8 protein-coding genes and 3 rRNA genes are annotated in these 13,096 nt (G+C 63.9%); 10 read left to right on the forward strand and 1 reads right to left on the reverse strand.

Features of this window, described 5'->3' with window-relative positions; genetic code table 11:
- Position 1 precedes the first annotated feature (1 nt).
- Positions 2-1,000 (reverse strand): tryptophan--tRNA ligase, encoded by a 999-nt coding sequence (gene trpS / locus AAFF41_RS27150; protein WP_343324755.1) that lies wholly within the window; start codon positions 998-1,000, stop codon positions 2-4.
- A gap of 862 nt (positions 1,001-1,862) precedes the next feature.
- Here trpS and AAFF41_RS27155 point away from each other — a divergent pair.
- The 10 genes from AAFF41_RS27155 (at position 1,863) to AAFF41_RS27200 (ending at position 12,976) form a co-directional block, all read left to right on the forward strand.
- Positions 1,863-3,388, forward strand: a 16S ribosomal RNA gene (locus tag AAFF41_RS27155).
- Positions 3,389-3,706: 318 nt separating this feature from the next.
- Positions 3,707-6,830 (forward strand): 23S ribosomal RNA (locus AAFF41_RS27160).
- A 94-nt stretch (positions 6,831-6,924) separates the two neighbouring features.
- Positions 6,925-7,041 (forward strand): 5S ribosomal RNA (gene rrf, locus AAFF41_RS27165).
- The 16S, 23S and 5S rRNA genes sit together here, the layout of an rRNA operon.
- Positions 7,042-7,115: 74 nt before the next feature.
- Positions 7,116-7,760 carry an HAD family hydrolase gene (locus tag AAFF41_RS27170; RefSeq protein WP_319749979.1) on the forward strand — a complete coding sequence of 215 codons (645 nt, stop codon included), beginning with the start codon at positions 7,116-7,118 and terminating at the stop codon, positions 7,758-7,760.
- 194 nt (positions 7,761-7,954) lie between these two features.
- Positions 7,955-8,617, forward strand: a complete 663-nt coding sequence (locus AAFF41_RS27175; RefSeq protein WP_319750142.1) for a VC0807 family protein — start codon at positions 7,955-7,957, stop codon at positions 8,615-8,617.
- Positions 8,618-8,677: 60 nt separating this feature from the next.
- Complete coding sequence (locus AAFF41_RS27180) at positions 8,678-9,940, forward strand: MFS transporter (RefSeq protein WP_319749980.1); 1,263 nt, start codon at positions 8,678-8,680, stop codon at positions 9,938-9,940.
- Positions 9,891-11,063, forward strand: a complete 1,173-nt coding sequence (locus tag AAFF41_RS27185) for an acetoin utilization protein AcuC (RefSeq protein WP_319749981.1) — start codon at positions 9,891-9,893, stop codon at positions 11,061-11,063. Before AAFF41_RS27180 ends, AAFF41_RS27185 begins: the two co-directional genes overlap by 50 nt.
- 491 nt (positions 11,064-11,554) lie before the next feature.
- Positions 11,555-12,370, forward strand: coding sequence for a phosphatase (locus AAFF41_RS27190; protein ID WP_319750143.1), 816 nt, complete (start codon positions 11,555-11,557; stop codon positions 12,368-12,370).
- Positions 12,371-12,499: 129 nt separating this feature from the next.
- Entirely contained in the window at positions 12,500-12,712 is a 213-nt protein-coding gene (locus AAFF41_RS27195; protein WP_004984898.1) for a helix-turn-helix domain-containing protein, read from the forward strand.
- A 165-nt stretch (positions 12,713-12,877) separates the two neighbouring features.
- Positions 12,878-12,976, forward strand: a complete 99-nt coding sequence (locus AAFF41_RS27200; protein ID WP_003948845.1) for a 30S ribosomal protein bS22 — start codon at positions 12,878-12,880, stop codon at positions 12,974-12,976.
- The last annotated feature ends 120 nt before the right edge of the window (positions 12,977-13,096 follow it).

Here is a 13,096-nt window from a genome sequence, read left to right on the forward strand (position 1 = left end):
GTCAGCCGGCGGCCAGCAGCCCGATCGCCCGATACGCCGCGTCCACCCGAGGACGCGCCATCTCCCGGGCCTTTGCGGCGCCGTCGCGCAAAACCCCCTCCACATACGAGGGATCCGCGCACAACCGCTGGTGCCTCTCCTGCACGGGCCCGAGGAGTTCGATCACGGCCTCGGCGGTGTCCTTCTTCAAAGCGCCGTACGACTCATAGGCGCCGCCCAGGGTTTCCGGATCCGCGCCCTCACAGGCGGCGAGAATCTCCAGCAGGTTCGAGATCCCCGGCCGCGCCTCGGGGTCGTACACGACGTCCTGCCCGCTGTCGGTCATGGCCCGCATGATCTTCTTCCGTACGGCATCCGGCTCATCGAGCAGATAGACGACGCCCGGCCCCACGTCATCGCTCTTGCCCATCTTCGACGTCGGCTCCTGCAGATTCATGACCCGCGCCGCGACCTGCGGCCGCGTGGCCCGGGGCACCACGAAGGTGTGCCCGTAACGCTGGTTGAACCGCACCGCGAGATCCCGGGTCAGCTCCACATGCTGCGTCTGGTCGTCCCCGACCGGCACCTCGTCGGTCCCGTACGCCAGGATGTCCGCCGCCATCAACACGGGATACGTCAGGAGGGACAGCCGCACACTCCCGCCCCGCTCCCGCTCGCGTGCGGCCTTCTCCTTGTACTGGATCATCCGCCGCATCTCCCCGTCGGTCGCGACGCACTCCAGCAGATACGACAGCCGCGCGTGCTCGTCCACATGACTCTGTACGAAGACGGTGCACAGCTCCGGATCGAGCCCCGAGGCCAGCAACAACGTCGCCGCCTGCCTACTGAGCCTGCGTACCCGCCCCGGATCGTGGTCCACGGTCAGCGCGTGCAGGTCGACGACGCAGAACAGGGCGTCGGCCTGGTGCTGGTCGACGTCGGCCCACCGTCGCATGGCCCCGAGATAGTTCCCCAGCGTCAGATGCCCGGTCGGCTTGACCCCACTGAAGACCCGCGTCATCTCTCCACCTCCTGGTCGAGGCCGCCGCACCCGCCGGCCGGCCCCCAGGAGGGAGACACAAAAACGGCCGCCGAGGCGGCGGCCGTTGAGTACATACGTGTGTACGGCCGCCGTCAGGCGGCCCACCACTGCTTGGTGCACGTATGCATAGTCATGGCCCCGAGGTTACGCCTCCGGAGGGCATCGCGGGGCGGATTTGACACGCCCCTACCCGGTACGTAGTGTTCTCCGAGTTGTCCGACGTGAGCGCCGACCCCGGTCGGTCCCCGGACAGCCATTCCGCAACAAGCACTCAGCGAACGGCGACTCGTCGTCGGCTCGTTTTCATGCGTGTTTGCGAAATGAGGAATCCGCGTTCGAAAGGGCGCCACCCCGATTAGCTCGGGAGCCAGGAATCCGCTAAAGTCTCACTCGTCGGAACGGCCCAAGGGCCGGGAAGACAAGCCCCGCTGACTGGGAATCAGGCCCGAAAGGATCTGATAGAGTCGGAACCGCCGGAAAGGGAAACGCGGAAGCGGAAACCTGGAAAGCGCCGAGGAAATCGGATCGGGAAACGGTCTGATAGAGTCGGAAACGCAAGAACAAAGCAGGACAGCAGGACCGAAGGGAAGCGCCCGGAGGAAAGCCCGAGAGGGTGAGTACAAAGGAAGCGTCCGTTCCTTGAGAACTCAACAGCGTGCCAAAAATCAACGCCAGATATGTTGATACCCCGTCTCCGGCCGATCGGCTGGGGCGAGGTTCCTTTGAAAAAGTCCTGCCGGGCATGGTCTCGGTGGGCGCACAGCGAGGACGCTGTGAACCGTGGGGATTATTCCTCCCTTCGGTTCCGCTCTCGTGGTGTCGTCCCGATTACGGGAAAACATTCACGGAGAGTTTGATCCTGGCTCAGGACGAACGCTGGCGGCGTGCTTAACACATGCAAGTCGAACGATGAAGCCCTTCGGGGTGGATTAGTGGCGAACGGGTGAGTAACACGTGGGCAATCTGCCCTTCACTCTGGGACAAGCCCTGGAAACGGGGTCTAATACCGGATAACACCTGCCCGGGCATCTGGGTGGGTTAAAAGCTCCGGCGGTGAAGGATGAGCCCGCGGCCTATCAGCTTGTTGGTGAGGTAGTGGCTTACCAAGGCGACGACGGGTAGCCGGCCTGAGAGGGCGACCGGCCACACTGGGACTGAGACACGGCCCAGACTCCTACGGGAGGCAGCAGTGGGGAATATTGCACAATGGGCGAAAGCCTGATGCAGCGACGCCGCGTGAGGGATGACGGCCTTCGGGTTGTAAACCTCTTTCAGCAGGGAAGAAGCGAAAGTGACGGTACCTGCAGAAGAAGCGCCGGCTAACTACGTGCCAGCAGCCGCGGTAATACGTAGGGCGCAAGCGTTGTCCGGAATTATTGGGCGTAAAGAGCTCGTAGGCGGCTTGTCACGTCGGGTGTGAAAGCCCGGGGCTTAACCCCGGGTCTGCATTCGATACGGGCTAGCTAGAGTGTGGTAGGGGAGATCGGAATTCCTGGTGTAGCGGTGAAATGCGCAGATATCAGGAGGAACACCGGTGGCGAAGGCGGATCTCTGGGCCATTACTGACGCTGAGGAGCGAAAGCGTGGGGAGCGAACAGGATTAGATACCCTGGTAGTCCACGCCGTAAACGGTGGGAACTAGGTGTTGGCGACATTCCACGTCGTCGGTGCCGCAGCTAACGCATTAAGTTCCCCGCCTGGGGAGTACGGCCGCAAGGCTAAAACTCAAAGGAATTGACGGGGGCCCGCACAAGCAGCGGAGCATGTGGCTTAATTCGACGCAACGCGAAGAACCTTACCAAGGCTTGACATACACCGGAAAGCATTAGAGATAGTGCCCCCCTTGTGGTCGGTGTACAGGTGGTGCATGGCTGTCGTCAGCTCGTGTCGTGAGATGTTGGGTTAAGTCCCGCAACGAGCGCAACCCTTGTTCTGTGTTGCCAGCATGCCCTTCGGGGTGATGGGGACTCACAGGAGACTGCCGGGGTCAACTCGGAGGAAGGTGGGGACGACGTCAAGTCATCATGCCCCTTATGTCTTGGGCTGCACACGTGCTACAATGGCAGGTACAATGAGCTGCGAAGCCGTGAGGCGGAGCGAATCTCAAAAAGCCTGTCTCAGTTCGGATTGGGGTCTGCAACTCGACCCCATGAAGTCGGAGTTGCTAGTAATCGCAGATCAGCATTGCTGCGGTGAATACGTTCCCGGGCCTTGTACACACCGCCCGTCACGTCACGAAAGTCGGTAACACCCGAAGCCGGTGGCCCAACCCCTTGTGGGAGGGAGCTGTCGAAGGTGGGACTGGCGATTGGGACGAAGTCGTAACAAGGTAGCCGTACCGGAAGGTGCGGCTGGATCACCTCCTTTCTAAGGAGCATCTAGGCTGCCGGGCTTGCCCGGTGGTCCAGGGCCATTACGTCGGCACACGTTCGACGGTGGTTGCTCATGGGTGGAACGTTGATTATTCGGCATCTTCAGTCATCTCAGGCTGTGAGTACTGCTCTTCGGGGCGTGGAAAGCTGATCATGAGTGGCGGGGGTTGCCGGGCACGCTGTTGGGTGTCTGAGGGTACGGCCGATTGTTGGCTGCCTTCAGTGCCGGCCCCAGTGCACTCGATCCGGAAGGTTCGGGGTGATGGGTGGTTGGTCGTTGTTTGAGAACTGCACAGTGGACGCGAGCATCTGTGGCCAAGTTTTTAAGGGCGCACGGTGGATGCCTTGGCACCAGGAACCGATGAAGGACGTGGGAGGCCACGATAGTCCCCGGGGAGTCGTCAACCAGGCTTTGATCCGGGGGTTTCCGAATGGGGAAACCCGGCAGTCGTCATGGGCTGTCACCCATACCTGAACACATAGGGTATGTGGAGGGAACGCGGGGAAGTGAAACATCTCAGTACCCGCAGGAAGAGAAAACAACCGTGATTCCGGGAGTAGTGGCGAGCGAAACTGGATGAGGCCAAACCATATGCGTGTGAGACCCGGCAGGGGTTGCGTATGTGGGGTTGTGGGATTTCTCTTTCACGGTCTGCCGGCCGTGAGACGAGTCAGAAACCGTTGATGTAGGCGAAGGACATGCGAAAGGTCCGGCGTAGAGGGTAAGACCCCCGTAGTCGAAACGTCAACGGCTCGTTTGAGAAACACCCAAGTAGCACGGGGCCCGAGAAATCCCGTGTGAATCTGGCGGGACCACCCGCTAAGCCTAAATATTCCCTGGTGACCGATAGCGGATAGTACCGTGAGGGAATGGTGAAAAGTACCGCGGGAGCGGAGTGAAATAGTACCTGAAACCGTGTGCCTACAAGCCGTGGGAGCGTCGCGCATTGAGTTTACTCAGTGCGTCGTGACTGCGTGCCTTTTGAAGAATGAGCCTGCGAGTTTGCGGTGTGTTGCGAGGTTAACCCGTGTGGGGAAGCCGTAGCGAAAGCGAGTCCGAATAGGGCGATTTAGTAGCGCGCTCAAGACCCGAAGCGGAGTGATCTAGCCATGGGCAGGTTGAAGCGGCTGTAAGAGGTCGTGGAGGACCGAACCCACCAGGGTTGAAAACCTGGGGGATGACCTGTGGTTAGGGGTGAAAGGCCAATCAAACTCCGTGATAGCTGGTTCTCCCCGAAATGCATTTAGGTGCAGCGTCGTGTGTTTCTTGCCGGAGGTAGAGCACTGGATAGGCGATGGGCCCTACCGGGTTACTGACCTTAGCCAAACTCCGAATGCCGGTAAGTGAGAGCGCGGCAGTGAGACTGTGGGGGATAAGCTCCATGGTCGAGAGGGAAACAGCCCAGAGCATCGACTAAGGCCCCTAAGCGTACGCTAAGTGGGAAAGGATGTGGAGTCGCACAGACAACCAGGAGGTTGGCTTAGAAGCAGCCACCCTTGAAAGAGTGCGTAATAGCTCACTGGTCTAGTGATTCCGCGCCGACAATGTAGCGGGGCTCAAGCGTACCGCCGAAGTCGTGTCATTGCAGCAATACGCCCAACGGCGGCTGTGATGGGTAGGGGAGCGTCGTGTGCCGGGTGAAGCCGCGCCGGAAGGCAGTGGTGGACGGTTCACGAGTGAGAATGCAGGCATGAGTAGCGATACACACGTGAGAAACGTGTGCGCCGATTGACTAAGGGTTCCTGGGTCAAGCTGATCTGCCCAGGGTAAGTCGGGACCTAAGGCGAGGCCGACAGGCGTAGTCGATGGATAACCGGTTGATATTCCGGTACCCGCTGTGAAGCGTCAAACATTGAACCAGGCGATGCTAAGTCCGTGAAGCCGCCCCGGAGCCTTCGGGCAAAGGGGAGTGGTGGAGCCGACGGACCAGACCTGCAGTAGGTGAGTGATGGGGTGACGCAGGAAGGTAGTCCATCCCGGGCGGTGGTTGTCCCGGGGTAAGGGTGTAGGCCGTGCGATAGGTAAATCCGTCGCACATCAAGGCTGAGACCTGATGCCGAGCCGATTGTGGTGAAGTGGATGATCCTATGCTGTCGAGAAAAGCCTCTAGCGAGTTTCATGGCGGCCCGTACCCTAAACCGACTCAGGTGGTCAGGTAGAGAATACCGAGGCGTTCGGGTGAACTATGGTTAAGGAACTCGGCAAAATGCCCCCGTAACTTCGGGAGAAGGGGGGCCATCACCGGTGATGAGTCTTGCACTCTGAGCTGGGGGTGGCCGCAGAGACCAGCGAGAAGCGACTGTTTACTAAAAACACAGGTCCGTGCGAAGCCGTAAGGCGATGTATACGGACTGACGCCTGCCCGGTGCTGGAACGTTAAGGGGACCGGTTAGTCACTCTTCGGGGTGGCGAAGCTGAGAACTTAAGCGCCAGTAAACGGCGGTGGTAACTATAACCATCCTAAGGTAGCGAAATTCCTTGTCGGGTAAGTTCCGACCTGCACGAATGGCGTAACGACTTCTCGACTGTCTCAACCATAGGCCCGGTGAAATTGCACTACGAGTAAAGATGCTCGTTTCGCGCAGCAGGACGGAAAGACCCCGGGACCTTTACTACAGTTTGATATTGGTGTTCGGTTCGGCTTGTGTAGGATAGGTGGGAGACTTTGAAGCGGCAGCGCCAGCTGTTGTGGAGTCGTCGTTGAAATACCACTCTGGTCGTGCTGGATGTCTAACCTGGGTCCGTGATCCGGATCAGGGACAGTGTCTGATGGGTAGTTTAACTGGGGCGGTTGCCTCCTAAAGAGTAACGGAGGCGCCCAAAGGTTCCCTCAGCCTGGTTGGTAATCAGGTGTTGAGTGTAAGTGCACAAGGGAGCTTGACTGTGAGACCGACGGGTCGAGCAGGGACGAAAGTCGGGACTAGTGATCCGGCGGTGGCTTGTGGAAGCGCCGTCGCTCAACGGATAAAAGGTACCCCGGGGATAACAGGCTGATCTTCCCCAAGAGTCCATATCGACGGGATGGTTTGGCACCTCGATGTCGGCTCGTCGCATCCTGGGGCTGGAGTCGGTCCCAAGGGTTGGGCTGTTCGCCCATTAAAGCGGTACGCGAGCTGGGTTTAGAACGTCGTGAGACAGTTCGGTCCCTATCCGCTGCGCGCGTAGGAATATTGAGAAGGGCTGTCCCTAGTACGAGAGGACCGGGACGGACGAACCTCTGGTGTGCCAGTTGTCCTGCCAAGGGCATGGCTGGTTGGCTACGTTCGGGAGGGATAACCGCTGAAAGCATCTAAGCGGGAAGCCTGCTTCGAGATGAGTATTCCCACCCCCTTTGAGGGGTTAAGGCTCCCAGTAGACGACTGGGTTGATAGGCCGGATCTGGAAGGCGGGTAACCGCTGGAGGTGACCGGTACTAATAGGCCGAGGGCTTGTCCTCAGTTGCTCGCGTCCACTGTGTTGGTTCTGAAACCACGAACAACCCCATTCCCAGGGCCACTGGGTGTGGTGCGGTAGTCACAGTTTCATAGTGTTTCGGTGGTCATAGCGTGAGGGAAACGCCCGGTTACATTCCGAACCCGGAAGCTAAGCCTCACAGCGCCGATGGTACTGCAGGGGGGACCCTGTGGGAGAGTAGGACGCCGCCGAACTATTTGTAGGGAGAACCCCCGTACCGGGAAATCGGTACGGGGGTTTTCTGCGTTCGAGGGTCTAGTGTTTTGTCATGCGCTATGACCTGGTGATCTTCGACAACGACGGCGTCCTCGTGGACAGTGAGCCGATCTCCAACACGATCCTGGCCGCCTATCTCACCGAACTCGGGTATCCGACCTCGTACGAGGAGTCCATCCGGGACTACATGGGGTCTGCCATGCACCGTATCCACGAGCTCGTCCGGGAGCGGAGCGGGCAGCGGCTGCCGGAGGATTTCGACGACGTCTTTCACGGGCGGGTGTTCGCCGCCTTCGAGCGGGAGCTGCAACCCGTTCCCGGCGCCGTGCAGGTGTTGGAGAAGCTGGCCGCGGACGAGGTCCCGTACTGCGTGGCCTCCTCCGGGAGCCATGAGCGGATCCGGGTGGGGCATCGCAAGACCGGGCTCGACCGATGGTTCGACGACGGGCGTGTCTTCAGTTCGCAGGATGTGGGGCGGGGCAAGCCGGCACCCGATCTGTTCCTTCACGCGGCCGAGCGGATGGGCGTGGCGCCGGAGCGGTGCGTCGTCGTGGAGGACAGTCCGCTCGGGGTGCGGGCGGCGAACGCCGCGGGGATGGACGTGTACGGGTTCACCGCCATGACGCCGGCCGCCAAGCTCACCGGTGCCACTCAACTCTTCTCCGAACTGGGCGAGTTGGCTGACCTGCTCGTATGACGGCACCCATCGCACGGCACTGACATTTGTCACGCCGAGCTCCGGACGATCGTTTCTGTCGGCGAGTGGGGTCCGACCGCGAAGCTGAGTACATCGGAACGGGACGTACACAGCGACGACGGAGGGACCCGATCATGAGCATCACGGCCATCGAGACCAGCACTGGAGCGACGACTGTCGAGGCATCGGCCGCCATGAGCGCCGATGCCGCCGCCAGGCCCAGCTTCCTGCCGCTGATCCTCGACGTGGCGGTGCCCGTCGGGTCGTACTACCTCCTCAAGAACGGGTTCGGCATGAGCACCATGGCGGCCCTCGGCTGGAGCAGCGTGGTGCCGGCGGTGCGGACCGTGTGGGGCGCGGTGAAGGAGCGCAAGGCCAACGCCCTGGCCGGGCTGATCCTGTTCGTCAACGTCGTCGGGCTGGCGCTCAGCCTTGTCGCCGGTGACCCGCGGCTGATGCTGGCCAAGGACAGCGGGGTCAGCAGCGCGATCGGCATCGGCATCCTGGTGTCCGTGAAGCTCGGCAGGCCGATGATGACGGCGGGCATGAAGCCGTTCCTCATCAAGGGCGACGCGGCGAAGAGCGCCGCGTGGGACCGGCTGGCGGCCGGCTCCCCGCGGTTCCGGAAGGCCGAGCGGACCTTCTCCCTGGTCTGGGGCGTGGCGCTGCTCGCGGAGTGCGTCGCGCGGATCGTGGGCGCGTACACCCTGCCGGTCGACACGATGGTCTGGCTGGGCACGGTCGTGATGCTCGGTGCGATCGCGGTGGCCATCCTGGTCGGTGGGCGGCTGGCGGTCGTTCCGATGGAGAAGCTGCTGGAGAACGAGGTCGCCGGGACCGTCCAGCCGAAGAGTTGAGCAAAATTCATCTTCGGCTGGATCTACCCACCGGTATGCCGGGGCCCTACGCTCGCCGCCATGACAGATGTGCTGCGGCGCGGTAGGGCCTCTTTGGCGTTCAGCTTCTTCGCTCAGGGCGCCACCTTTGCCCTGCTCGTGACGCGCATTCCGGCCATCCAGGACCGGTACGGCGTCTCCGACGCGCTGCTGCCCGCGTTCCTGGCCGCCGTGCCGATCCTCGCCGGGGTCGGCAGCGTGACGACCGAGCAACTGGTGAAGCGAATACGGCCCAGTCGGCTGCTGCGTTGGTCCCAGCCCATTGTGCTGCTGGCGCTGCTGGGGGTCGGGTCGGGGGACCGGCTGGTCGAACTGGCGGTCGCGCTCGGCGCCTTCGGGCTCGCGGTCGGCGCGCTCGACGCGTCCATGAACATGCTCGGGGTGAGCCTCCAGCGGACGTACGGGCGCAGCATCATGCTCGGTTTCCACGCCACGTACAGCCTGGGCGGGATCGTGGGCGCCTCGCTCGCCTGGGTGGGGGCGCACTGGCATCTCTCGCTCTTCGTGTCCTATCTGCCGGTGGTGCTGGTGCTGCTGCCGGCGGCGTTCGTGGGGAGTCGGTGGTACGTCGACGGGGACGCCGCCTCTGGGCTTGATGCCGATGCCGGTACCGGCACCGGTGGCAACGTCGATGCCGCGGCCGGGAAGGAGCAGGGGGAGAGTGGGGCCCTGGTCTTCAGGCTGCTGTTGCCGCTGTGTCTGGTGATGACGTTCGCGTACATCGGGGACTCGACGGTTTCAAACTGGAGTGCGAAGTATCTGCAGGATGTGCTGGGCAGTTCGGAGCAGTTGGCGACCGTTCCCTACAACGTCTACATGGTGATGACGCTGGTGGGGCGGGCCGTCGGGGACTTCGGGGTGCGGCGGTTCGGGGCGGTGGCCGTCGTACGGCTGGGGGCGGTCGTGGCGGCGCTGGGGTTCGCGGTGGTGGCGGTGGCGCCGGGGGCGTGGGTCGGGATGCTCGGGTTCACTTTGCTGGGGCTGGGGTTGTGTGTGCTGGTGCCGCAGACGTTCGCGGCGGCCGGACGGTTGTTTCCCGGGGCTTCGGACGCTGCCATCGCACGGCTGAACATCTTCAATTACGTCGGGTTCTTGATCGGTTCGCCGTTGGTGGGGGCGCTGGGGGACGCCTGGAACTACCGGGGCGCCATGCTTGTACCGATGGTGTTGGTCCTGGCGACCTTGGGGTACGCCCGCTCGTTCGCGCCCGAACCGGACCGATACGGTGACGGACATGAGCGGCCGCGCACAGCTGATGTGGGACGAGGCAGTAACGGGCTATGACTTCGGCCCGGACCATCCGATGGATCCGGTCCGGCTGGCGCTGACCCGGCGACTGGTCGACGCCTTCGGGCTCGATCGGGAGGTGGATGTCGTCGCGGCGAAGCCGGCCGGGGAGTCGACGTTGCGGCTCGTGCATCGTGAGGACTATGTCGAGGCGGTCAAGGCCGCGTCGGTGGATCCGGGGGCCGCGGATGCCTCGTACGGGCTCGGGACCATGGACGATCCCGCCTTCGCGGGAATGCACGAGGTGTCGGCGATGATCGCCGGGCAGTCGGTCGGGGCGGCGGAGGCGGTGTGGCACGGGGACGCGCTGCACGCGGTGAACTTCGCGGGTGGGCTGCACCATGCGATGCCGGGTGGGGCGTCCGGGTTCTGCATCTACAACGACGCCTCGCTCGCGATCGCGCGGCTGCTGGAACTGGGGGCCGAGCGGGTCGCGTACGTGGATGTCGACGTGCATCACGGGGACGGGGTGCAGACGGCGTTCTGGGAGGACCCCCGGGTTCTGACGATCTCGCTGCACGAGCATCCGCGGACGCTGTTCCCGCAGACCGGGTGGCCGGAGGAGACGGGGGCCTCCTCGGCGGAGGGCTCCGCCGTCAATGTCGCGCTGCCTGCCGGGACCGGGGACGCGGGGTGGCTGCGGGCGTTCCACTCCGTGGTGCCTGAGCTCGTCGCCGAGTTTCGGCCGCAGGTGCTGGTCACCCAGCACGGTGCCGACACCCACTTCGAGGATCCGCTCGCTCATCTGGCCGTCTCGCTCGACGCGCAGCGGGCCGTGCAGGTCGCCTGTCACGACCTGGCGCACGAGTACGCCGACGGGCGGTGGGTCGCGTTGGGTGGGGGCGGGTACGCGGTCGTGGACGTCGTGCCGCGGTCGTGGACGCATCTGGTCGCCGTCGCGGCGGGGCGGCCCATCGATCCCGAGACGGTGATTCCCGAGAGCTGGCGGCAGGAGGTCTTCGCTCGTACGCGGCAGTTGGCGCCCGTGCGGATGACGGACGGGCGGTGGCCCGTGTCCTGGAAGGGGTGGGAGTCCGGGTACGACCCGGCCGACCGTCTCGACCAGGCGATTGTCGCGACGCGCCGTGCGGTGTTCCCCCTACGGGGCCTGCTGCCCTGACCCTTCTTCGCCCCCGCCGCCCCTACCCGACCCATCCCCAGGGGCTGCGCCCCTTCGCCCCCCTGACGATGCGCCCCCGGACCCCCTGGGGCTCCGCCCCCGGATCCCCGGCGGGACTTCGCCCCCGGACCCCCAGGGGCTCCGCCCCTTCGCCCCCTGGGGGGGCTGCGCCCCTGCACCCCCAGGGAGCTGCTCCTTTTCGACCCCGGCGGGGCTGCGCCCGCCCTCACGCCGCCGAGGCCTGCCTCCGGCGGGGCTGCGGCCCCGGACCCCCCGAGGCCTGTCCTCGGTCGGGCTCCGGCATGGACCCCGCGGTGGCCGTGCTCCCGTACCCCGGCTGGGGGTGCGTGGCGCGTGGCCTGGTGCGGTGGCCTCGCGTTCCGCGTGGGGCTCTGTCGGGGACAGGGGGCCAGAGCGCGCATTACGCCAACTGTGGGGCGTTTCCGGGAAATTCGGGGTGAAGAGGGGTCATGTGCGTCAGCATCGCTGACGTGTTGAGCACCGGAGCATTACGTGCGCACCTGCTGGCGGCCCGATTGGCCGGGCCCGTTGCCACCTCGCGTGAGGAGAGTCTGCGGAGCTATCGGCTCTTCGCGGCCCGCGATCCCCGGGTGCTGCTCGGGCTCGATCCCGAGTGGACGTGGGAGCAGCGGGACCTGATCGAGTTGATGGCCGACAAGTGTGGAGTTTCGGCCGATCCGGCGCACACGAGTGGGCATGATGTGATCGACCCTGAGCGGACTCTGGTCGCGCTCGATTCCTTCGCGGCGCGACTCGGAACGGCGGCCCGCAAGCGCGAGCCGGTACTCCTCGGGACCGGTCACCCGCACCGTCTGCTCGGTTTCTACGCCGCCCTTGCGGACGCCCTGTCGGCGGCGGGATGTGCCGTCCTCACCCCCGCGCAGGGTAGCTCTGTCGACATAACGACCCGGTTCGGCCTACGCACGTACAACCTTGACTACGTACAAGGTGTCGCGCTGGTACGCGAACCCGGCACGCAAGCCCCCGGTGGTGCGACCGGCGCACATACCCATTCACCGCTGCCGGTTCGGACCGTTCTGGCGGCCGCCGCGGAGGGTGGCGGGCCGCTCCCGGAACTCGTCGTCGGGGACCACGGCTGGGTCTGCGGAGCAGGTCAGCTGGGGTTCGAGGCCATGGGGCTGGCCGATACGGACGATCCTGCGCTCTTCGTCGGAGAGGCAGAGGGGCGGGTGTCCGTCGTCGTTCCGCTTGATGACGCTGTGCGGTCTGATTACTACCGACCGCTTACTCGCTATGTACTCAATCGAGCGTGTCTGTCACAGTAGGCGGCCGATGCCATCTCCTCTTCCCCACTCGCATCACCCGCCCCTACATTGGGGAGTGAGCACGCAACGACGAAGAGTCACCGGAAGGGGAAGCCGGTGGCCGTCGAGTGCGGAAGGTTCAGGTGTGTCATGGCTGCAGCTGGCGAGAGGCCTCTGAACGAGGTTCAGTTCCTTACCGTGGCGGAAGTCGCCTCGGTGATGCGAGTGTCGAAGATGACCGTGTACCGCTTGGTGCACAGCGGTCATCTGCCGGCGATCCGGGTGGGGAGGTCCTTCCGGGTGCCGGAGCAAGCGGTTCACGAGTACCTCCGCGAGAGCTATGTGGGGGTGGAGACAGCCTGACGGTTGCTTCGAGGGGTTCCCGAGAGGCCCTTGTGGTCGACTCGGGAATCCACTCGGATCCCCTCGATTACGACCTCAGCGCTCGGACGGGTAGGCTGGCCCCTCATAGGTCGTATGGGCCCATGCAGCCCAGCACCGAGTAAAGAGAAGTGAGCGAGGGTAGTCGTGGGCTCTGTTATCAAGAAGCGGCGCAAGCGGATGGCCAAGAAGAAGCACCGCAAGCTGCTCAAGCGCACTCGCGTTCAGCGTCGCAACAAGAAGTAAGACCGTGCCCCGCATCGCCGGGGCTCGTCCTTGCGCTTGTGCGAGCGCTGCGAACGGCGCGCTCTGTGGCCCCCCACCGGCCGGTGGGGGGCCACAGCCGTTTTCCGGCCAGGGTCTCGG

This window comes from Streptomyces mirabilis, from assembly GCF_039503195.1.
GTDB lineage: Bacteria > Actinomycetota > Actinomycetes > Streptomycetales > Streptomycetaceae > Streptomyces > Streptomyces mirabilis_D.

Excerpts from the sequence above, each read along its gene's own strand:
- AAFF41_RS27180 (WP_319749980.1), top strand. The coding sequence starts at position 8,678 with ATGACAGATGTGCTGCGGCGCGGTAGGGCCTCTTTGGCGTTCAGCTTC.
- AAFF41_RS27185 (WP_319749981.1), top strand. The coding sequence starts at position 9,891 with ATGAGCGGCCGCGCACAGCTGATGTGGGACGAGGCAGTAACGGGCTAT.
- AAFF41_RS27195 (WP_004984898.1), top strand. The coding sequence starts at position 12,500 with ATGGCTGCAGCTGGCGAGAGGCCTCTGAACGAGGTTCAGTTCCTTACC.
- trpS (WP_343324755.1), bottom strand. The coding sequence starts at position 1,000 with ATGACGCGGGTCTTCAGTGGGGTCAAGCCGACCGGGCATCTGACGCTG.
- AAFF41_RS27175 (WP_319750142.1), top strand. The coding sequence starts at position 7,955 with ATGAGCGCCGATGCCGCCGCCAGGCCCAGCTTCCTGCCGCTGATCCTC.
- AAFF41_RS27170 (WP_319749979.1), top strand. The coding sequence starts at position 7,116 with ATGCGCTATGACCTGGTGATCTTCGACAACGACGGCGTCCTCGTGGAC.